At 71.5% G+C, this 20,685-nt stretch carries 14 protein-coding genes; 8 read left to right on the top strand and 6 right to left on the bottom strand.

The features are described from left to right. Both ACTWQE_RS19425 and ACTWQE_RS19420 read right to left on the bottom strand, forming a co-directional pair. The coding region (locus ACTWQE_RS19425; RefSeq protein ID WP_443330245.1) for a glycosyltransferase at positions 1 to 3,346 on the bottom strand (3,346 nt) is incomplete at its 3' end. A 313-nt stretch (positions 3,347 to 3,659) separates the two neighbouring features. Next, complete coding sequence (locus ACTWQE_RS19420) at positions 3,660 to 3,923, bottom strand: WhiB family transcriptional regulator (protein ID WP_004952403.1); 264 nt, start codon at positions 3,921 to 3,923, stop codon at positions 3,660 to 3,662. 621 nt (positions 3,924 to 4,544) lie between these two features. On the opposite strand from ACTWQE_RS19420, the gene ACTWQE_RS19415 reads away from it, so the two are divergent. From ACTWQE_RS19415 to ACTWQE_RS19405, 3 genes are all read left to right on the top strand, one after another. After that, positions 4,545 to 5,039 (top strand): cysteine dioxygenase, encoded by a 495-nt coding sequence (locus ACTWQE_RS19415; protein ID WP_443330244.1) that lies wholly within the window; start codon positions 4,545 to 4,547, stop codon positions 5,037 to 5,039. 218 nt (positions 5,040 to 5,257) lie between these two features. After that, a complete protein-coding gene (gene cofD / locus ACTWQE_RS19410; protein ID WP_443330243.1) occupies positions 5,258 to 6,220 on the top strand; it encodes a 2-phospho-L-lactate transferase in 963 nt (320 codons plus the stop codon). Continuing rightward, positions 6,217 to 7,545, top strand: a complete 1,329-nt coding sequence (locus tag ACTWQE_RS19405; RefSeq protein WP_443330242.1) for a coenzyme F420-0:L-glutamate ligase — start codon at positions 6,217 to 6,219, stop codon at positions 7,543 to 7,545. Before cofD ends, ACTWQE_RS19405 begins: the two co-directional genes overlap by 4 nt. Before the next feature lie 158 nt (positions 7,546 to 7,703). On the opposite strand, the gene ACTWQE_RS19400 is transcribed toward ACTWQE_RS19405, so the two are convergent. The 3 genes from ACTWQE_RS19400 to ACTWQE_RS19390 form a co-directional block, all read right to left on the bottom strand. Next, complete coding sequence (locus ACTWQE_RS19400) at positions 7,704 to 8,684, bottom strand: DNA-3-methyladenine glycosylase family protein (RefSeq protein ID WP_443330241.1); 981 nt, start codon at positions 8,682 to 8,684, stop codon at positions 7,704 to 7,706. Positions 8,685 to 8,727: 43 nt separating this feature from the next. Continuing rightward, entirely contained in the window at positions 8,728 to 9,810 is a 1,083-nt protein-coding gene (locus ACTWQE_RS19395; RefSeq protein ID WP_443330240.1) for a sugar phosphate nucleotidyltransferase, read from the bottom strand. Between the two features lie 136 nt (positions 9,811 to 9,946). Further along, positions 9,947 to 11,281, bottom strand: coding sequence for a peptidoglycan recognition protein family protein (locus tag ACTWQE_RS19390; RefSeq protein WP_443330239.1), 1,335 nt, complete (start codon positions 11,279 to 11,281; stop codon positions 9,947 to 9,949). A 128-nt stretch (positions 11,282 to 11,409) separates the two neighbouring features. On the opposite strand from ACTWQE_RS19390, the gene ACTWQE_RS19385 reads away from it, so the two are divergent. The 4 genes from ACTWQE_RS19385 (at position 11,410) to ACTWQE_RS19370 (ending at position 17,700) form a co-directional block, all read left to right on the top strand. Beyond that, positions 11,410 to 12,165 carry a TIGR03089 family protein gene (locus tag ACTWQE_RS19385; protein WP_443330238.1) on the top strand — a complete coding sequence of 252 codons (756 nt, stop codon included), beginning with the start codon at positions 11,410 to 11,412 and terminating at the stop codon, positions 12,163 to 12,165. A gap of 203 nt (positions 12,166 to 12,368) precedes the next feature. Further along, positions 12,369 to 14,069 (top strand): LCP family glycopolymer transferase, encoded by a 1,701-nt coding sequence (locus tag ACTWQE_RS19380; protein WP_443330237.1) that lies wholly within the window; start codon positions 12,369 to 12,371, stop codon positions 14,067 to 14,069. Positions 14,070 to 14,287: 218 nt separating this feature from the next. Beyond that, positions 14,288 to 15,991 (top strand): LCP family glycopolymer transferase, encoded by a 1,704-nt coding sequence (locus ACTWQE_RS19375; RefSeq protein ID WP_443330236.1) that lies wholly within the window; start codon positions 14,288 to 14,290, stop codon positions 15,989 to 15,991. A gap of 53 nt (positions 15,992 to 16,044) precedes the next feature. Then, on the top strand, positions 16,045 to 17,700 hold the full coding sequence (locus ACTWQE_RS19370; protein ID WP_443330235.1) for an LCP family protein: 1,656 nt from the start codon (positions 16,045 to 16,047) through the stop codon (positions 17,698 to 17,700). Between the two features lie 144 nt (positions 17,701 to 17,844). Here ACTWQE_RS19370 and ACTWQE_RS19365 read toward each other — a convergent pair whose 3' ends face one another. After that, positions 17,845 to 18,870 carry a glycosyltransferase family 2 protein gene (locus ACTWQE_RS19365; protein WP_443330234.1) on the bottom strand — a complete coding sequence of 342 codons (1,026 nt, stop codon included), beginning with the start codon at positions 18,868 to 18,870 and terminating at the stop codon, positions 17,845 to 17,847. Positions 18,871 to 19,063: 193 nt separating this feature from the next. Between ACTWQE_RS19365 and ACTWQE_RS19360 the strand changes: the two genes are divergently transcribed. Next, positions 19,064 to 20,638, top strand: coding sequence for an LCP family protein (locus tag ACTWQE_RS19360; RefSeq protein ID WP_443330233.1), 1,575 nt, complete (start codon positions 19,064 to 19,066; stop codon positions 20,636 to 20,638). The last annotated feature ends 47 nt before the right edge of the window (positions 20,639 to 20,685 follow it).

Below are 20,685 nucleotides of genomic sequence, written 5' to 3'. Positions count from 1 at the left end.
GCGGCCTCCCGTCGCCCGACTCCCCGTTCCGCGCCGCCTGTTCCGCCTCCGCGGCGGCCCGCAGCCGGCGCGCCCGGCGCCCCTCGCCCTCCATGGCCTGCGCCGTCACCGCCGCGGCCTCGTGCTCCGGCAGGTCGTCATCGACGTCCCGGCGCCGTCCCGGGAGGGCCAGCACCAGCACGACGAGCGCCAGCAGCCCCTGGGTCCAGACCCAGGCCGTGCGGGTCATCGGTGTCTCGTGCGTCAGGTCCAGCCGGCCGCCGCCCGCGGGCAGTTCGAAGCCCTGGGCCCAGCCGTCGACCGTGGTCCTCGTCAGCGGCGTGCCGTCGAGGGTGGCCTGCCAGCCGTCGTCCGCCTTGTCGGCGATCCGCAGCACCCGCCCGTCGCCGCCGGCCGGTACGTCGGCGTGCGCCTCGACCGGCCCGGCGGCCACCGGCAGCGCTGCGTCCGCACCCCGGCCCTGGTCCTGCCGCGGTCCGGACGACACGATCGTCGCCCGCGCGACCCGCTGGTCCAGCCGCCACAGCGCGCTGCCGTCCTCCTGGCTGAGCCGGGTCAGACCGGGCGTCGCGTCCAGCACCCGGCTCATCTCGCGGGGTGCGCCGTCCCGTACGAGCACATAGCGCACGGCGTAGCCACCCAGCTGGCTGGTCTGGTCCGCGCCCGATCCCGCGACCAGGTTCGCCACGATGCCGTCCAGCCTGGTGTCGCCGCCGCTCGCCGCCGCGACATCGGCGTCGCCGAGCCGCGCGCCGGAGCCGCGTACCAGGGAGTAGGACACCCGGGCCGCCTGGTCACCGCCGATGACGAGCGTGCGGGCCTGATCCCGGGTGCCGCTCTCCTCGGCGACGAACGCGGGCACCTGGACCGGCTCACGCCGCTCGACCGGACCGTCGGCGCCGCTGATCATCCATCCGACGGCGGCGACCAGCGGGGCCGCCCCCGCCGCGAAGGCGATCAGACCCGCGACGGGCTGCCGCCAGCCGAAGTTCTGTGCGGCGACCCGTTCACGCGCGCCCTCGGCTCCGACGGCGGCGGCCGCGAGCAGCGCGATGCCGTAGACGAGGGTGGCCGGTCCGGCCCAGGCGGAGCCGTTGGACAGCGCCGCGAACAGGAGGCCGGTCAGGGCGACGACCCACGCGGTACGGATCGCGGTCTGCCGCTCGTCCCGCATCAGGGCGGCGAGCGCGGCCAGCACCACACCGATCAGCAGCAGACCGCCGGTGGCCTTCGGACCGCCCGGGCTGAGGGCCAGCAGGTCCAGCGCGGAGGCGGAGCCGGTGCCGTAGTCCAGTCCGACCTCCTGCAGGAAGGCCGAAGGGCTGGTCAGCAGCGACAGCGACCAGGGGGCGAGGACGACCATGGGGGTCGCGAGCACCGCCAGGAAGCGCAGCCCGTAGGCCGCCAGCTGGTCCCTGCGGCCCCCGAGTACGAGGATTCCGACGGCCAGGACGAGGGCGATGGGCCAGACGACCGGGGTGAAGGCGGTGGCGAGGGTCAGCAACAGCGCGTACGCCCAGACGGCGCGCCAGCCGGGCCGCGCGTCCCCCTGCCGTGGGAGCCGCAGACCGCTCGCGGCCACGCCCGCACGGGCCAGGAGCGGCAGCAGCACGGCGAGGACCGCGGTGCCCAGCCGCCCGCCCGCGAGCGCACCGGTCGCGGCGGGCAGAAAGGCGTACGCGACGCTCGCCCAGGCCCGCAGCAGTCGGGACTCGACCAGCGGGCGGGAGGCGAAGTACGCGGTGAGCCCGGCGAGCGGCACCGAGCAGACGAGCATCAGGGTGATCGCCAGGCCGGTGCTGCCGAGCAGCACGGTCGCCAGTGAGGCCACGACCGCGAGATAGGGCGGCGCCGACTGGGTCCCGCCGACACCGACGGGATGCCAGGCCGCCGCGTACCGCGCCCACAGCTCCGAGGCGTCGCCGGGCGCGGGCAGCAGGGCGCCGCCGGACAGCGCGCCCGAGCCGAGCAGCCCGCGGCAGGCGATGAGCGAGACCAGCAGCAGGACGAGGAAGAGGACGGGGCCGGGCTTGCGCCCGATCCGCTTCAGCCGGGCGAACTGCTCGATCTCCAGGAAATCCGCGTCGTCTCCGCCGGGTCCGGACTCGACGGCCCCATGCCGTCCACCGGACGCCAGTTCGGGCTCCGACCGCCCGACGAAGTTGCCCGCGACGGACTCCACGGTGGCGCGCAGGGTCGCGCCGGGCGGCGGGAACAGCGGCCGGAGCTCGCTCGCCTCCACCACGGGCCGGCCGCGCCGTTTCCGCGCGGCCAGGATCCTGCCGGGCCGCAGCAGGACACCGAAGAGCCCGGCGACCTCGTCCAGTGCCTGACCGGGCACCTTGCCGACCAGATAGGCGAGGGTGCGCACCAGGGTGCCGACCACGAGCCGCAACAGCACGTACGGAAGGACGGCGCCGCGGCTGTTCACCAGCATCGTGTAGACCGCGCCCGCCTTGTCGACCCGGTGCGGGTTCGCCGCTGACCGGCCGACGCAGTCGATGGGGCGGCGCTCGCGGGCGGACGCCTCGGCGTGCCGCAGTACGGCGTCGGGGGCGATCAGGACCTGGTGCCCGGCGGCCTGGGCGCGCCAGCACAGGTCGACGTCGTCACGCATGAGCGGCAGCCGCCGGTCGAATCCGCCGAGCTCCTCCCACACATCACGGCGGATCAGCATGCCGGCGGTGGAGACGGAGAGGACGGGCTTGACCTGGTCGTGCTGCCCCTGGTCCTGCTCACGCCGCTCCAGGCCGGTCCAGCGGCGGCCGCTGTTGGCGATACTGACGCCGGCCTCGAGCAGCTGCCTGCGGTCGTACCAGCTGCGCAGCTTGGGTCCGACGACGGCGGTGGAGGGGCTGGAGTCGGCCACCCGCAGCAGTTCGGCGAGCGCGTCGGGCTCGGGCGCGCAGTCGTCGTGCAGCAGCCACAGCCACTGGACGGGCTCGCCGTGCGGCAGGTCCGGCAGGTCGTACGCGTCGTCGCGCCAGGTGCGGCTGACGGGGTCCCATCCGCTGGGCCGCTTCAGATACGGCAGGTCCTCCGGGGTCAGCACGCCCGCCGTGCGGACCGCCTCGTCCACGGCGGTGCCGAAACCGCTGCGGCGGGCGAGGTGCAGGACCCGCTCGGTGCCGAGGGCGTCGGCGAGGAGAGCCGCGGAGTCGTCCGCGCTGCCGGTGTCGGCGGCGATGACGTTCTGGACCGGGCGCTCCTGGCCCGCCAGGCCGGCGAGCGCCTGGGGCAGCCAGCGGGCGCCGTCGTGGGAGACGAGTACGGCGGTGACGACATGCCGCGGAAACTCGGGAGTGGCGGCCCCGTATTGGGCTGCCGAGTGGCTGTGCACGGACATCGAGGTACGGGCCCCGGTTCGCTGGACTGCGGTGGACGCGCACGCCCCACGGGGGCGTTGGTGCGTCTCGGACGGCCCTCACACTAACGGCTCGCCGGCGTGCCAAGACCTGCCGTGTACGGCGGTGCCGGCGGACAGCGGCGCACCTCCGCGCGCGCGGTTGGGGAATCGGCGGGGAAGCTGCGGGGAAGGCAGACCGGGCAGCCCGGGACATGGGCACGCATATGAGCGGCGACGTACGCGGTGGTCGCGGGTGCGCCCCGGAGTTCGTGCCGGTCCCTCCCCGATCCGTCGCGGCCGACCGGAGGGACCGTCAGACAGCGGCCTTCTTCAGCCGTCGGCGCTCACGCTCGGACAGGCCGCCCCAGATGCCGAACCGCTCGTCGTTGGCGAGTGCGTACTCCAGGCACTCGGAGCGGACCTCGCACGCCAGGCACACCTTCTTGGCCTCGCGGGTGGACCCGCCCTTCTCCGGAAAGAACGACTCGGGGTCGGTCTGCGCGCACAACGCGCGCTCCTGCCACCCGAGCTCCTCGTCCGCCTCCTCGACCAGCAGTTGCTGGAACAGCTCGGTCATGTGCGCCCCTGTCTGTCTTTGCGTCCCCGTGATGATGCCGTTACCGATCACGGCTGAACGACACGAGTGAAATTACAAGTGTGCGGATCCAGGCCAGTCAAGCCGAGATCTGCTATTGAGCCCCTTATTCACCCTGCGGAACCAAAGCCGTGCGGAAAGTGTTCAAATCGCCATAAACCACAATCCGCTCACGCTGAGCGGTCTTCGCTCCTCTCCTTTCGGAGAGGGACGCGACCGCCACCTGTTCCGTTGCGATTCGATCACGAAAGCAGAGTGGATCACAGTCTGGTGACGAGAAGGTAACGGCGTTTCAGGGCAGATGCTCCGCCGCCTGTCCGCCAACTCTTGCGCACAAACCTTTCGTCGGACGGAGCAACCGGATGTGGTGAAACATGACTGATAAAACGGGCGTCAAGTTGACATCGGAAGGGTGACACGCTGTCCTTGAGGGCATGCCAGTGACGCCCGCTCCCCTTGCCTCCGGCACGGGAGACCGCTTCCGGACCCGCCCCCGCGGGTTCCGTTGCGCTGTCCAGGCCCACTGTCGCTGTTCCAGCTGTTGATGCCTTCGAGCTCCAGCCATCTGTGCCCAAGACCTTCTTCCGAGGAAACCCTCCGCACATGAACAGCGACGTATCGATCGCCGGTGATCCGCTGGCCATCCCGCACCTGCTGCCGCCCGTCCCCGCGCACCCCTCCACCGTCGCGGAGTTCGCCGGCATCGCCCGCGCCATCGCCGCGGACCGCGCGAGCTGGGCGCACCTCGTCCAGTACGACGCCACCAGCCGCTGGTACCACCGGCTGCGCACCGGGCCCGGCTATGAGGTGTGGCTGCTCAGCTGGGTTCCCGGCCAGGGCAGCGGGTTGCACGACCACGGCCGCTCATCCGGCGTACTGACCGTCCTCGAGGGCGAGTTGACCGAGCAGTCGGGGCGGGTGCGTCGCACGCTCGGGGGCGGGGCCCAGCGGGTCTTCGGACCCGGCTACGTCCACGAGGTCACCAATGACGCGCTGACCCCGGCCGTCAGCCTCCATGTGTACTTCCCCGGTCTGACCGAGATGACCATGCACAGCGGTCAGTGCGCCGCCCGCACCGACGAGGCCGTCACCGCCTGACAGCGCCCCGGTCGCCGACGCCACGGTTCTCCGGCGGAACAGCCTCCGACCGACAGCCCCACCCCTCACCCACCACCACCCTCAACGGAACAGCCTCCGGCCGACAGCCCCACCCGTCACCCACCACCACCCTCAACGGAACAGCCTCCGGCCGACAGCCCCACCCGTCACCCACCACCACCCTCAACGGAACAGCCTCCGGCTGACAGACTGTCTTTATGCGCATTGTGGTTCTGGCCGGCGGCATCGGCGGCGCCCGTTTCCTTCGCGGTCTCACCTCGGCCGCCCCCGACGCGGACATCACGGTCATCGGCAACACCGGTGACGACATCCATCTCTTCGGGCTCAAGGTCTGTCCCGACCTCGACACCGTGATGTACACGCTCGGCGGCGGCATCCACGAGGAGCAGGGATGGGGGCGGGCCGACGAGTCCTTCGCGGTGAAGGAGGAGTTGGCGGCATACGGTGTCGGCCCCGAGTGGTTCGGGCTCGGCGACCGCGACTTCGCCACCCATATCGTCCGTACCCAGATGATCGGCGCGGGCTATCCGCTCAGTGCCGTGACCGAGGCGCTGTGCGCACGATGGCAGCCGGGCGTACGGCTGCTACCGATGTCGGACGACCGCATCGAGACCCATGTCCTCATCGACGCCCCTGAGGGCGAGGGGCGCAAGGCCGTCCACTTCCAGGAGTACTGGGTGCGGCTCCGGGCCTCGGTGCCCGCGTACGCGGTGGTGCCGGTCGGCGCCGAACATGCGAAGCCCGCGCCCGGCGTACTCGACGCCATCGCCGAGGCGGACGTCGTGATCTTCCCGCCGTCCAACCCGGTGGTCAGCATTGGCACGATCCTTGCCGTGCCCGGGGTGAGGGAGGCCATCGCCGACGCCGGAGTACCGGTCGTGGGCCTCTCCCCCATCGTCGGTGACGCGCCCGTACGAGGCATGGCCGACAAGGTGCTCGCCGCCGTGGGCGTGGAGTCGACGGCGGCCGCCGTCGCCCGCCACTACGGGTCCGGGCTTCTCGACGGCTGGCTGGTGGACACGGTCGATACCGCCGCCGTGGACGAGGTCGAAGCGGCGGGCATCCGCTGCCGGGCCGTCCCCCTGATGATGACCGACGTCGACGCCGCGGCCCGTATGGCGCACGAAGCGCTCGCGCTGGCCGAGGAGGTGCGGCCGTGAGCGGCACCCAAGAGGTGCCGTCGTACACCGTATGGGCGCTTCCGGGCTTTCCGGAGGTGCAGCAGGGGGACGACCTCGCCAAGCTCATCGCCGACGCGGCCACCGCGCGGGGTCTGCCCGGCCTCGCCCACGGCGATGTGCTGCTGGTGACGTCGAAGGTCGTCAGCAAGGCCGAGGGGCGCGTCGTCGAGGCCGCGGACCGCGAGGCCGCGATCGACGCGGAAGCCGTACGGATCGTCGCCCGGCGCGGCCCCACCCGGATCGTGGAGACCCGGCACGGCTTCGTCATGGCGGCGGCCGGAGTCGACGCGTCCAACACCCCTCAGGGCACGGTGCTGTTGCTGCCGGACGACCCGGACGAGTCGGCGCGGCGCATCCGGAAGGGCGTACGGGACGCGCTCGGCGTGGACATCGGTGTCGTGGTCACCGACACGTTCGGCCGACCCTGGCGCAACGGGCTGACGGATGTCGCCATCGGGGCTGCCGGAGTGCGCGTCCTGGACGACCTGCGGGGAGGCACCGACGCCTACGGCAACCCGCTGAACGCGACCGTCGTCGCGACGGCCGACGAGCTGGCCGCCGCCGGCGACCTGGTGAAGGGCAAGGCCGAGGGGCTGCCGGTCGCCGTGGTGCGCGGCCTTCCGCACATGGTCGAGGACGAGGACGGCGAGGGCGCGCGGACGGTGGTACGCGCCCCCGTGGACGACATGTTCCGGCTGGGGACCTCGGAGGCCGTACGGGAGGCGGTGACGCTGCGCCGTACGGTGCGGGAGTTCACCGACGAACCCGTGGACCCGGCCGCGGTACGGCGGGCCGTCGCGGCGGCGGTGACGGCGCCCGCGCCGCATCACACGACGCCGTGGCGCTTCGTCCTGCTCGAGTCGGCGGGGGCCCGGGAGCGGCTGCTGGACGCCATGCGCGACGCGTGGACCGCCGACCTGCGGGGCGACGGGTTCAGCGAGGAGAGCATCGCGAAGCGGGTGCGGCGCGGGGATGTGCTGCGGCGGGCGCCCCATCTCGTGGTGCCGTGCCTGGTGGCGGACGGCTCGCATCCGTATCCGGATGTCCGGCGCAGCACCGCCGAGCGGGAGATGTTCGTCGTGGCGGCGGGCGCGGGTGTGCAGAATCTGCTGGTCGCGCTGGCGGGTGAACGGCTGGGGTCGGCGTGGGTGTCGTCGACGATGTTCTGCCGCGATGTGGTGCGGGACGTGCTGGGGCTGCCCGGGGACTGGGACCCGATGGGTGCCGTCGCCGTGGGCCATGCGGCGGCGCCGCCGAAGCCCCGGCCCGGGCGGTCCGCGGAGGCGTTCATCGAGGTGCGGTAGCGCCGTCCGGCTCGGTTCCGGTCGGTCGGGTCTGCTCCGGCCGGTCCGGGACGGTCGGGTCTGCTCCGGCCGGTCCGCTCAGTTCCGGCCGGTAGGTCGGTTTGGTCGGGTCCGGGTTCCGGGTGGTTCGGCCCCGTGCCGGGTGCCGGGGGGACGCCCTAGAGCACGCTGATGTCCTTCGGCGCGAAGCGCGGGGCACGGCGGGGCGGGGTGCGGCCCGACAGGAGGATGAGGCGGCACGCGCGGTGGCGCTGGCCCTCGTACGGGGCCAGAAGCTCCAGCATCGCGGCGTCGTCCGTGCCGCGCCGCCCGGTCAGTGCATAGCCGACGATCTTCGGGACGTGCAGATCGCCGACCGTGATCGCGTCGGGATGCCCGTTGCTGCGCTGCAGGGTCTCCGCCGCCGTCCACGGGCCGATGCCCGGGATGAGCTGGAGGCGGGCGGACGCCGCGGGGAGGTCCATGGCCACGGCCTCTTCGAGGCGGCGGGCCACCCGGGCGGCGCGCACGACCGTCGCCGAGCGCTTGCCGTCCACGCCCGCGCGGTGCCACTCCCAGGACGGCAGCATGGCCCAGCCGCGTGCGTCCGGCATCACATACAGGCGGTCGAGCGGCCCGGGGGCCGGTTCGCCGTGGCGCTGGAGGAGCAGCCGCCAGGCGCGGTACGCCTCGTCGCTGGTGACCTTCTGTTCGAGGATCGAGGGGATGAGGGACTCCAGGACCAGCCCGGTGCGGGTGAGCCGCAGGCCGGGACGGCGGCGGTGCATGTCGTGGACGAGACGGTGGCGCGGTGTGAAGGCCGTGGGGTCGTCGTCGCCGCCGAGGAGGGCGGGGAGACCCTCGAGCAGCCAGTCGGCCCCGGGGCCCCAGGCCTCGGCCTCGATCTCTCCCGAGCGCTGGGCGAAACGGAGCGTGCCGGGGCCCGCGGGGGTGCGGCTGGCGCGCCAGACCGACCCGTCCGGGGTGACACGGAAGGCAGGATCCCCCGGGCCGCGGCGCAGCGGGCCGATGGTCACACCCAGTTCCAGGGGACCGGAAGGGGTCCAGCGGCGCACCGCCGGTGTCTCGCGCCGGGGGGTCGGTACGCGTAGCCGACCGCCTCGGACGGTGGTGCGGGTCAGCCGGTCGTCGGGGTTCACGGAAGCCTTCCTCGCCGGGGTCGCCCTTTGAGGGTAGGCGTGGCTACTGGTCGGAGGAGAAGCGGACCGCCCCCGCGGGGATCTCGGCACCGCACCATACGCGGACGCCGTCCCGCAGCTCGTTGTCGGCCCCGATCACGGCACCGTCGCCGATCACCGCGCCCGCGAGGACCGTACGGGCCCCGATGCGGGCCCGCGCGCCGATCAGGGAGTCCTGGACGTGCGCTCCGGCCTCCACGACCGCGCCCTCCAGAACCGTGCTGCCGTCGATCCGCGCGCCCTCGCCGACGCGTGCGCCCGGGCCGACGACCGTGCCGCCGGTCAGCTTGGCATCGGGGGCGACCTCGGCGCCCTCGAGGACGAGGCGGTCACCGCAGCGTCCGGGGACCGCCGGGGAGGGCGCGCGGCCGAGGACCAGGTCCGCGGAGCCCCGTACGAAGGCCTGCGGAGTGCCGAGGTCCAGCCAGTACGTGGAGTCGACCATGCCCTGGAGGTGTGCGCCGGAGGCGAGGAGGCCGGGGAAGGTCTCGCGCTCCACCGAGACCGGACGGCCCGCCGGGATCGAGTCGATCACGGAGCGGTTGAAGACATACGCGCCCGCGTTGATCTGGTCGGTGACGATCTCCTCGGGGGTCTGGGGTTTCTCGAGGAAGGCCGTGACCCGTCCGGCGGCGTCCGTGGGGACGAGACCGAACGCACGGGGGTCCTCGACCCGGGTCAGATGCAGCGAGACGTCCGCGCCGGAGGTCCGGTGGGTGTCGACCAGGGCGCGGATGTCCAGGCCGGTCAGGATGTCGCCGTTGAAGATGAGCACCGGCTCGTCGGGCCCGGAGCGAAGACGCGAGGCCACGTTGCGGATCGCGCCGCCGGTGCCGAGCGGCTCGTGTTCGGTGACGTACTCCAAGTGGAGCCCGAGGGAGGAGCCGTCGCCGAAGTACGGCTCGAACACCTCGGCGAGATAGGACGTGGCGAGCACCACGTGCTCGACCCCGGCCGCACGGGCGCGCGCCAACTGGTGGGTGAGGAACGGCACACCGGCCGCGGGGACCATGGGCTTGGGGGTGTGCACCGTCAGCGGGCGCAGCCGCGTGCCCTTGCCGCCGACCAGGAGAATCGCTTCTGTCACCTTGTCGTCTCTGCTTCCTGCCAGGGGTCGGCTGATGTCCCCGCGCCGGAGGCGAGGCCGACGGCCAGTCTATGCAGACGGCAGGCAGTCGATGCGGACTGACGCACAGTGCCTCGTCGGTGGACCGGAACAGCCGTCAGCGCCCCTGGAGCCGGGCGGATGTGGTCCGTGTCGTGCCGAGCTTGCTGTAGAGGTGGCGTCCCGGGCAGTCCGTGGCAAAGCCGTCGCGGTGTCCGGAGATGACGTTGAGCTTGACTTTGGTGCCCTTTTTGAACTTGTTGCTCCCGGCGGAGACCAGGTGGGTCTGGCCGCGGGGGTTTCCACCGAACAGTCCGAGCTTCCAGGCGGTGAGCGCGGCGACGGACTTCACCGCGGCGGCGGGCGGTTTGTCGTTGGTGAAGCTTCCGAGGACCGCGATGCCCATGCTGTTGCTGTTGAAACCGAGGGTGTGCGCCCCCATGACGGCTTTGGCCACACCTCCCGCACGGCCTTCGTAGACGGTTCCGCACTTGTCGATGGCGAAGTTGTAGCCGAAGTCACGCCAGCCGCTGCTCTTGACGTGGTAGCGGTAGATACTGCGCAGAACCGACGGTGCCTGCGCGCAGGTGTAGTTGTTGCCGCTCGCGGTGTGGTGCACGAAGGCGACCTTCACCGACTTGGTGTAGAGGAAGTCGCGCTCGCGCAGCTTCTCGTCCGCGCCCCATCCGGCCCGGGTGATGATGCGCGGCCGCGGGCCGATGAACGGGCGCCCGGCGGCGGGCCCGTTCGCCCCGTCGGCGGCGTCCGGGTCGGCTGCCGAGTCGTCCTTGGCGAGAGCCGAGATCTCCTTCGCTCCCATCGGAGCCAGCTCCGCGTTGACCGCGGAGGCCGCGGCCTCCTCCGGCGTCTGCCCGGGCGGGTCCGCGGCCGTCCGGCCGGCCGGGGAGTCCGGCGCGTCACCCGGGTCGACCAGTTCGATGCGCAGTCCGCCGGGGAGGGCGGGCGGTACGGCGCGGTCGGAGGCGGGTTCGGGAAGGGCCTGGACCTGCACCGCGTCGGAGTCGCCGACCCACAGGGGCGCGGTGCTGCCGCGCATACGGCCGCCGTGCCGCTCGGGCGAGTCCAGGTCGGGGACGTCGTCGTTGTGGGTCTGGAGGTCCTGCCACCGCGACCAGCGGCCGGTACCGGCGGCCCGGGTACGCACCCGTACCTGCCCGTGGAATTCGGCCTTGGCGTCGTCCCAGACGACACCGACCAGGGAGAAGGGCCGGACGTTCCGCTTCGGGAGACCTTGCGCTGCGCGGGTGCCCGGGGCCGCACTCAGGGCCCGGTCGGAGCCGTCGAGCGGCCCGAGGGGCAGCGACTGCGTAGTGCCGGGCAGTTGGGCGGCGGCGGGTCGGTGGACGGCCGCCGCTCCGACGGGCAGAGCGAGCGGGATCGCGAGTGCGGCCGTGCAGCCGACGCCGATCGAGGAAGCAAGGAGTGCACGCATGAATGAGATCGTGGACATACCTCAATAATTCTGTCTATTCGTGAACTGACGGTTCGTCTGCCGAACAGGTGACGGCAGCCTCTGCGTCCGCCCTCGCGAGCACTGGGCCGCCGCGTACGCTTGCGCGGATGAACGCAACCGACCGCACCCCTGCCGACCTGCTGCGATCCGCGCTCGCCGCGGACCCGGCCCGCCCCCTGGTGACGTTCTACGACGACGCCACCGGCGAACGCGTCGAACTCTCCGTGGCGACCTTCGCCAATTGGGTGGCGAAGACCGCCAATCTGCTGCAGGGCGACCTCGGAGCCGAGCCCGGCGACCGGCTGGCCCTGCTGCTGCCCACCCACTGGCAGACCGCCGTATGGGTACTCGCCTGCTCCTCCACCGGAGTTGTCGCCGATCTGGGCGGTGACCCCGCCTCCGCCGACCTGGTGGTCAGCGGCCCCGACACCCTGGAGGAAGCGCGCGCCTGCACCGGGGAGCGCATGGCACTCGCCCTGCGCCCGCTGGGGGGCCGCTTCCCGCAGCCCCCGGCGGGCTTCACCGACTACGCGGTGGAGGTGCCCGGCCAGGGCGACCGCTTCGCGCCGTACGCGCCGGTGGACCCGGACGCCCCCGCGCTGGCCTTCGCCGGATCCGGTGAACTCACCGGATCCGAAGCGGTGGAGCAGGCCCGTACGGATGCGGCGGCCCGGACCCTGACCCCCGCCTCCCGGCTGCTGTCGGGCCTGCCCTACGGCACCTGGGACGGTCTCTCGGCCGGGCTGCTCGCCCCGCTGGCCGCCGGCGGCTCGGTCGTGCTCTGCCGCCATCTCGACCAGCTGGCGCCGGAGGCGCTGGACCAGCGGCGGGAGGCCGAACGGGTCACCGCGACGGCCGTCTGAGCGCCCTCCCGGCGCCTCCCGGCAGCACCACCCGTCCGGCGCACAGCGGGCCTGGCCTGCGGGATCCGCCGCAGCCGCGGAGTGATGATGGGCGAAAGTGCGACCCCACGCACAACCAAGCGAGGGGCTCGGCCGTCTGCTCCTGTGACCGGCGGGCCCGCGCGGAGCGACACCGCCTTACTCCGTGAGGGATGGACGCAGACGTGACCGACAGCGCTGGCACGCCCGACGGGCCGGACGGCCGCACCGACGCGGAGACGCCGGACGGCACGCCCGGGCCCGCCGCGGAGACGCCGGCTGCCGGAGGGCGCCGGGACGACGGCCCACCCGAGCCCATCGCGGAGCCCCAGGACGACAGCGCATCGGGACCCGGGGCAGAAACCCCGGACGCCAGCACACCCGGACCCGACGCAGAAACTCCGGACGACAGTGCATCGGGACCCGGGGCAGAAACTCCGGACGACAGCACACCGGGACCCGAGGCCCTACCGCACGACAGCGAAGCCGTCCCGCACGACAGCACACCCCCACCCGACGCACAGACACCGCACGACAGCACACCCGCACCCGACGCACAGACACCGCACGACAGCACACCCGGACCCGACGCACAGACACCGCACGAGAGCGCACCGGGGCCCGAGGCCCTACCGCACGACGGCGAGGCCGTACCGCACGACAGCGCACCCGCAACCGGGGCCGAAGCTCCGGACGACAATGCACCGGGGCCCGAGGCCGTACCGCACGGGCGGTGGCGGCCGTGGCTGCGCCGGACCGCGCTCATCTCCTCGGTGCTGGTCCTGGTCGCCGCCGGCGCGAGCTGGATGATCTACCAGAAGCTCGAAGGCAACATCACCACGGACACGGGCACGGCCGAAGAGCTGAAGCGGTACGAGGCCGAGCGCCCCACGGCGATGGTGCACAACGCCAGAAACGTCCTGCTCATCGGCTCCGACACCCGTGGCGACGGCAACGACAAGTACGGCCGGGACAACGGCACCCAGCGCTCGGACACCACGATCCTGCTGCACTTGGCGGCCAACCGGAAGAGCGCCACCGCCGTCAGCATCCCCCGCGATCTGATGGTGGACGTCCCCTCCTGCCGGAAGCCGGACGGCAGCCGCAGCGAAGCGCGGTTCGCCCAGTTCAACTCGGCCTTCGAGGTGGCGGGACCGGCGTGCACGATCCGTACGGTCGAGAACCTCACGGGCATCCGTGTCGACCACCACATGATCGTGGACTTCAACGGGTTCAAGAGGATGGTGGACGCGGTGCACGGCGTCGAGATCTGCCTCAAAGACCCCATAAGCGACGCGGAGGCCCGTCTGGAGCTGCCGGCCGGCCGGCAGAAGCTCGACGGCGAGCAGGCACTGGGCTACGTACGCGCCCGCTACAGCATCGGTAACGGCAGCGACACCGAGCGCATGGACCGGCAGCAGCAGTTCCTCGGCGCGCTGGTGAAGAAGGTCCAGAGCAACGGCGTCCTGCTGAACCCGACCCGGCTCTACCCGGTGCTGGACGCCGCGACCTCGTCGCTCACCACGGACTCGGGGCTGGACTCCCTGCGGGAGCTGTACGAACTCGTCCGCGGTTTGCGCAAGATCCCGACCGACCACGTACAGTTCCTCACCGTGCCGCGCCGGGCGTACTCGCTCAACGCAAACCGTGACGAACTCGTACAACCCGATGCGGCCCAGCTGTTCAACCTGCTGCGCAACGACCTCGGTGTGACCGTGTCACCGAAGCGCCGGCAGGGCGAAGCGGACGCCACCGCCACCGCCCGGCCCGACGCCGAGCCCGGGACGAGGGCCGAGGATCCGAAGCCGGACGACCCGAGCGCCGAGCCGACGGATCCGGCCCCCACGTATCGCGGAACAACCGCGGCGAACAGCATGTGCGGATAAAGAAATACAGGGGGTGCAAGGCCCGGCGCGAAGGATTGGGTGGATTGCCCAGGTGTAGGGGAGGGGAATTTGTCACCGGCGTCGCTCGACGCTGAACTGGGCGGATAGTGTGAGCGACCCGGTGCTGCTCGACCTGCGGAGCCGGGCACCCGAAGACGATGGATCGAGCGCCTTGAGGGGGAGGCGCCGCGTGGCACCGACGGAGGATTCAGGCAACCGTGGACGCGCAAGAACGTGGGCGGGCGGGCGATATCGACCCCGCCGACCAGTGGGTGTTCGACCCGAACACCGGTAATTACGAGCTGCGACTGGGTCCTTCCACAGAGGAGTCGGCTGCCCCCACGTCGCGCAGAGCGTCCAGAAGGGCCACCCCGGCCGAAGAGGGCACCCGCCGTCGTCGCGAGGTCCCTCCGCAGCGCGGCGGCCGCCGCGCCGCCGGAGGACGCGGCACCCCGCCCGGCAGCAGCCGGCGCAAGCCGAAGCCGCAGCCGACGGGCAAGAAGAAGGCGATGTACTGGACCGGCGGAGTGATGGCCTTTGTGCTGGTCGCCGGCGGCACGGGCGCGTACTTCGTGTACCAGCACTTCAACGGCAATCTGAACACGGTCGACATCGGGGACGCGGGCAGTGGCGACGCGATCCCCGACGGGCCGATGAACATCCTCGTGCTCGGTACGGACGTCCGTACCGGCAAGGGCAATGAGGGCTACGGCGACTCCGGCAGCGTCGGCCACGCCGACACCACGATCCTCTTCCATGTCTCCGAGGACCGCAGCAACGCCACCGCGCTGAGCATCCCCCGCGATCTCATCACCGACATCCCCGACTGCCCGACCAAGCAGAAGGACGGTTCGATGAAGGTGATCCCGGGGACGCCCGAGACCCGGTTCAACAGCAGTCTCGGGCAGGAGGGGCGCGACCCGGGCTGCACGATGCGGACGGTCAAGAAACTCACCGGCCTCCAGGTCGACCACTTCATGATGGCCGACTTCAACGCGGTCAAGACGCTGACCTCCGCGGTGAACGGCGTCGATGTGTGCCTGGGCAAGGACATCGACGACCCGGACTCGCATCTGAAGCTCAGCAAGGGCCTCCACACCCTCAAGGGCGAGCAGGCGCTGGCGTTCGTACGGACCCGCCACTCCGTGGGTCTCGGCGGCGACTTGAGCCGGATCGAGCTCCAGCAGCAGTTCCTCAGCTCGATGATCCGCAAGATGAAGTCCAACGACACCCTCACCGACACCAGCAAGCTGTGGAAGCTGGCCGACGCCGCGACCAAGGCCCTGACCGTCGACACCGGCATAGGCAGCATCAAGAAACTCAGCGATCTGGGCAGGAACCTGAGCGGGGTCGACACCAAGAACATCACCTTCGCGACCCTGCCCGTGATAGACAACCCGGCCGAAAATGTCCCGAGCACGGTCGTCCTCAACAAGCAGCCCGCCGAGCAGCTGTTCGCCATGATGCGCGCGGACAACTCCCTGACCGAGGTGAAGAAGAAGGCGAAGGCCCGGGAGGCGGCCCGGCTCAAGGGCCCCAAGGCCGATCCGTCCGAGGTCAGGGTCGAGGTGCTCAACGGCGGAGGGCCGTTCGGAGCCGCCCAGGACACCGTCGACTGGATGCAGAACACCGAGGGTGTGCTCAAGTCCAGCAACGGCGGCAACGCCCCGGGCCCGAAGCAGGAGAAGACCACTCTGGAGTACGCGCCCAACCAGGCCGACCAGGCACGCCGGCTCGCCGACATGATGGGAATGCCGGCCTCCGCCCTGCGGCCCGGGACCAAGGACGCCGAGCCGACGGCGAGTATGAAGCTGACGCTCGGGGCCGACTTCAAGGGCGCCGGCACTCCCCTCACCGCTCCGGAAAAGGCACCCGAGGGAGTCCAGAAGGTGCACGCGGACAAGGAAATCTGCGCGAAGTGACACGGCCCCCCATCGGGCCGTCCAGGACAAACGGAATTCACGGGGGAGGCCCGATGCGGCAGAGCAGTGTTCGAGGACCGGGGGCGCAGCGTGGCGCCCCCCAGGCCGAAACGGTGGACGGGGACGCGGGAGCGCACGGCGGCCCGGGCGGAGCGGGAGCGCGGGGCGGGGAGCCGGGGGATACGCCCGACGGCGGTCATCATCGCGGCGGCCCCCCGCAGCGCAGGGGCAAACGCCGGATACTCCGGTGGTTCACCACCACCCTGTCCGTACTGATACTGGGCACGGCCGGCGCCGGATACCTCTACTACGAGCACCTCAACGGCAATCTCGACAAGGACGATCTGAACCTCGGCGACAACAGCCTCGACAAGAGCGCACCGAACGCCGAAGGACAGACCCCGCTCAACATCCTTCTCCTCGGCTCCGACAGCCGGAACTCCAAGGAGAACGTCCGGCTCGGCGGCTCCCGGGCCGAGGCGGACCGCCCGCCCCTCGCCGATGTGCAGATGCTGCTCCATGTCTCGGCGGACCGCAGCAACATGTCGGTGATCAGCGTCCCGCGCGACACTCGGGTCACCATTCCCAAGTGCACCGACACGGACGACGGCAAGGTGTACCGGGAGACCAGCGCGACCATCAACTCCAGCCTGCAGAACGGCGGTCCGGGCTGCACGGTCGCCACCTGGGAGGAGTTGACCGGCATACCGGTCGATCACTTCATGATGATCGATTTCGCCGGCGTGGTGGACATGGCCGACGCGGTCGGCGGGGTCCCGGTCTGTGTGGACAACAACGTGTTCGACAGCAAGTCCGGTCTCCGACTCAGGAAGGGCGAGTCCGTCATCAAGGGCGAGCAGGCCCTCCAGTGGCTGCGTACCCGGCACGGCTTCGAGGACGGCAGCGACATCGGACGCGCCAAGGCGCAGCATCTCTATATGAACTCCATGGTCCGACAGTTGAAATCCGGGACGAAGCTCACCGATCCGGACAATCTTACCGACCTCGCGGAGGCGGCCACCAAGGCACTCACCGTCGACAACGGCCTCGGCACGGTGAAGAAGCTCTACGACCTGGGCAACGACCTCAAGCGTGTCCCGACGGGGCGGATCACCATGGCGACCATGCCCTGGGTCCCCGACGAGCAGAACCCGGCGCACGTCGTTCCGAAGCCGAAGGACGCCGACAAGATCTTCTCGCTGATGCGCAATGACATCGCGCTCGACGGCAAGGACAAGAAGAAGAAGCCCGGCGCGAAGAAGAGCCCGGAGCCCAGTGACCCGGCGGCACCGAACGGCGAGATTCCGGTGACCGTCCAGAACGGCACGGGCACGGCGGCACAGATCGCCGTCCGCGGACGTGCCGCCTTCGTCGCGAGCCATCTTGTCCAGCTCGGCTTCGCCCAGGCCGTCGCGGACGCGACTCCGAAGTCACGGGCGGACACCACGGTCTCGTACCCGACGGCGGATCTGCGCGGTGACGCCCTGGCCGTGGCGAAGGCGCTCGGACTGCCCGAGAGCGCGGTCCGGCACTCGGCTGACGTGTCGCAGATCACCCTCGTCATCGGCGCGGACTGGCGTACGGGGACGGCGTACCCGAAGTCCGACGGCTCCGGCACCGACGACAACAAGGCCCCGGACAGCGCGGACGCACTCAAGGGCGATGACAAGTCCGCCTGTATGAAGGTGAACCCGGCGAACGTCTGGTAGCCGACCCGCCCATGCCGAGGGGCCGGGCCCGTGGGGTCCGGCCCCTTTGTCCGTACGCGTTTGTGCGTGCGCGTTCGTCCGTACGAGCTTCCCGCCGCGCGCGGAGGAGACCCTCCGCGCGGCGCGGCCCTCCGCGCGAGAGGGTTACCCGGCCGGCACCGCCGGACGCCGGCTCGCGATGACCTTCTTCGCGAGGGCCCGCGGACTCGTCAGAAAGCCCCAGCCCCACGACAGGTGCATCGTCGCCAGCGCCACCGGGATCCGCAGCCGCGCCTTCAGCGGCAGGCCCCTGCCCGCCGGGACCGAGCCCGCCACGATCGCCGCGAGGTAACCGCCCGGAACCACGAATCCCCACCGGGACACCGCGGCGCCCACGACCAGACCCGCGACGATGGCCGCCAACGCGGTCGGCGGAGCCAGATAGCGCAGGTTGATGGAGCCTTGGTGGTAGCGGGCGACCACATGACGCCAACGCCCGTAGTCCTTGTACTGCTTGGCGAGGGCACGTACGTTCGGCCGGGGCCGGTAGGAGACCTTCAGCTCCGGCGAGAACCAGATCAGGCCGCCCGCCTCCCGGATCCGGAAGTTCAGCTCCCAGTCCTGGGCGCGTATGAACTCCTCGTTGTAGCCGCCCTGCTGCTCCAGCGCCTCCCGGCGGAAGACACCGAGATACACCGTTTCGGCGGGACCCGCCTGGCCGCCCGTGTGGAAGGCCGCGTTGCCCACGCCGATCCGCGAGGTCATGGCGGCGGCGACGGCGTGCTCCCAGTCGTTCTCACCCTCGGCGTGCATGATGCCGCCGACATTCTGCGCGCCCGTCTCCTCCAGGAGCCGGACCGCGGTCGCGATGTAATCCGGCGACAGCATCCCGTGCCCGTCGACCCGCACCACGACCGGATGCCGGGACGCCTTGATCGCCGCGTTCAGCGCGGCGGGCGTACGGCCCGTGGGGTTCGGCACCGTGTGCACGCGTGCGTCGTCGCGAACGAGCTCGGCGGCGATCTCGTCCGTACGGTCCGTCGACGGGCCGAGAGCGATCACCACCTCCAGTTCACCGGCGTACTCCTGCTCCAGGATGTGCCGGACCGCATTGCGCAGATGGCGTTCCTCGTTCAGCACCGGCATGATCACGGAGACCGCCGGGAGCTTCGATTCGGGTGCTGCGGGCACGGAAGTCCTCGGGGGTACGGGGGTCGCCCCCCGGGAGAGTGCAGTATCGCTCTCACGTTACCGCGAATGGCGGACACCCCCGTACGCGGCGGAGTGCACGGCGGCCGGCGGGCGGCGTGGGGCCACGAGACGCAGATCCTACGGACCTACCGTGAGTTCGGTCACTCCCCACGCCCCAGCTGAGGTGTCCCCTGTGACCACACCGGCTCGCTCCTCCCAGCCGCACCCCCACCCCGTCCCCCCACGGCGCCGACGGCGTTGGAGAGTGCAGCTGGCCACTGTGGCCGCGGTGCTCCTGCTGGCCGGCGCCGGAGCGGGACACGCGATCGTCTCCGGGCTGGACACCGCCATCGGCCGAGTCGACCCGTTCGAAGGCCTGAACGACCGCCCGCGGGGCAGTGAGGGGCTGAACTTCCTGTTGGTCGGCACCGACAGCCGGAAGAACCTCACCCCGGAGGCCCGGAGGAAGTACCGCCTGGGGGGAGCCCCTTGCCACTGCACCGACACGATCATGCTGGTGCATCTGTCGGCGGACCGGAACCGTGCCAGCGTCGTCAGCATCCCGCGCGACTCGTACGTTCGGCTGCCCGCGTACACCGACCGGTCCACGGGAGAGAGGTTCCCCGCTCACCCGGGGAAGATCAACGCTGCGTACGCCCAGGGAGGCCCGAGGCTGACCGTACGCACGATCGAACAGATGACCGGCCTCCACATCGACCACTACCTCGAAGTGGACTTCACCAGCTTCATGAAGACCGTCGATGTCGTCGGCGGGGTCGAGGTCTGCTCGGTGCGCCCGATGCGGGACAGCTACACCGGGCTGCGTCTGCCGGTCGGCACGACCAGACTGAACGGTGGCCAGGCCCTGCAGTACGTACGCGCCCGCTATGTCGACGGCGCCGCCGACCTCGGACGGATGCGGCGCCAGCAGCGCTTCCTCGCGGCCCTTGTCCACCGGGCGACCAGCAGCGGCGTGTTGATGAACCCCGTGAAGTTCAATGAGGTCGCCTCCACCCTCGTCGGCTCGGTACGCGCCGACCGGGGCTTCGGCACGGACGAGCTGGTGGACCTCGGCCGAGCGATGCGCCGCTTCAGCGCGGCTTCCTCGGAATTCGCCTCCGTGCCGATCGAGGACGCCGCATATCCGGTCCCGGGCCTGGGCTCCACCGTGAAATGGGACGCCCGGAAGGCCGGGAAGATCTTCCGTGCCCTGCGCGCCGACCGGCCGCTCGCCGTGCACCGACGGCCCGGGGAGCGCGCGGCCCTGGTGGACGTCGCACCCCAGCGGGTACGGGTGCGGGTCGAGAACGGCACGGACCGGCCGGACCTGGAGGAGCGGGTGAGCCGGGAGCTGCGCGCGACCGGCTTCCTGGTCAGCGCCCGCTCACGCGACACCGCCCGCGCCACCGGCGACCGCTCACGCAACGCCGTCGTGGGCTCCCGCGACACCGGCCGATCCCACGACACCGGCGGATCCCACGACGCCCGCGGATCCCACGACGCCCGCGACGGCTCCCGCGACGCGGATGCCCCGGCCGGCCGCACGGTGATCGCCTACGACCCGGGCTGGGACCGCTCGGCGCGTACGGTCGCGGCGGCCCTCCCCGGAGCCAAGCTCCGGCGCGTCTACGGGCAGGGCCCGGTGATGCGTGTCACGGTCGGCGCGGATTTCCGCCGTGTGCAGCGGGTGCATGTGGAGACCGTGATGGATGACACGGCGGTCCGGGGCGACGAGGTCATCTGCCACCGGGCACGGCCCCGCCCGTAGGCGACTGACGGGGCGCCGGGTGTCGGACATCGGGCGTCAGGCGTCAG

Origin of the sequence: Streptomyces sp. 8N706 (genome assembly GCF_052245415.1) — a bacterium.
Classification (GTDB): Bacteria; Actinomycetota; Actinomycetes; order Streptomycetales; family Streptomycetaceae; genus Streptomyces.
The sequence above is the reverse complement of the archived record's forward strand: the minus strand, read 5'-3'. Positions and strand labels throughout refer to the sequence as shown.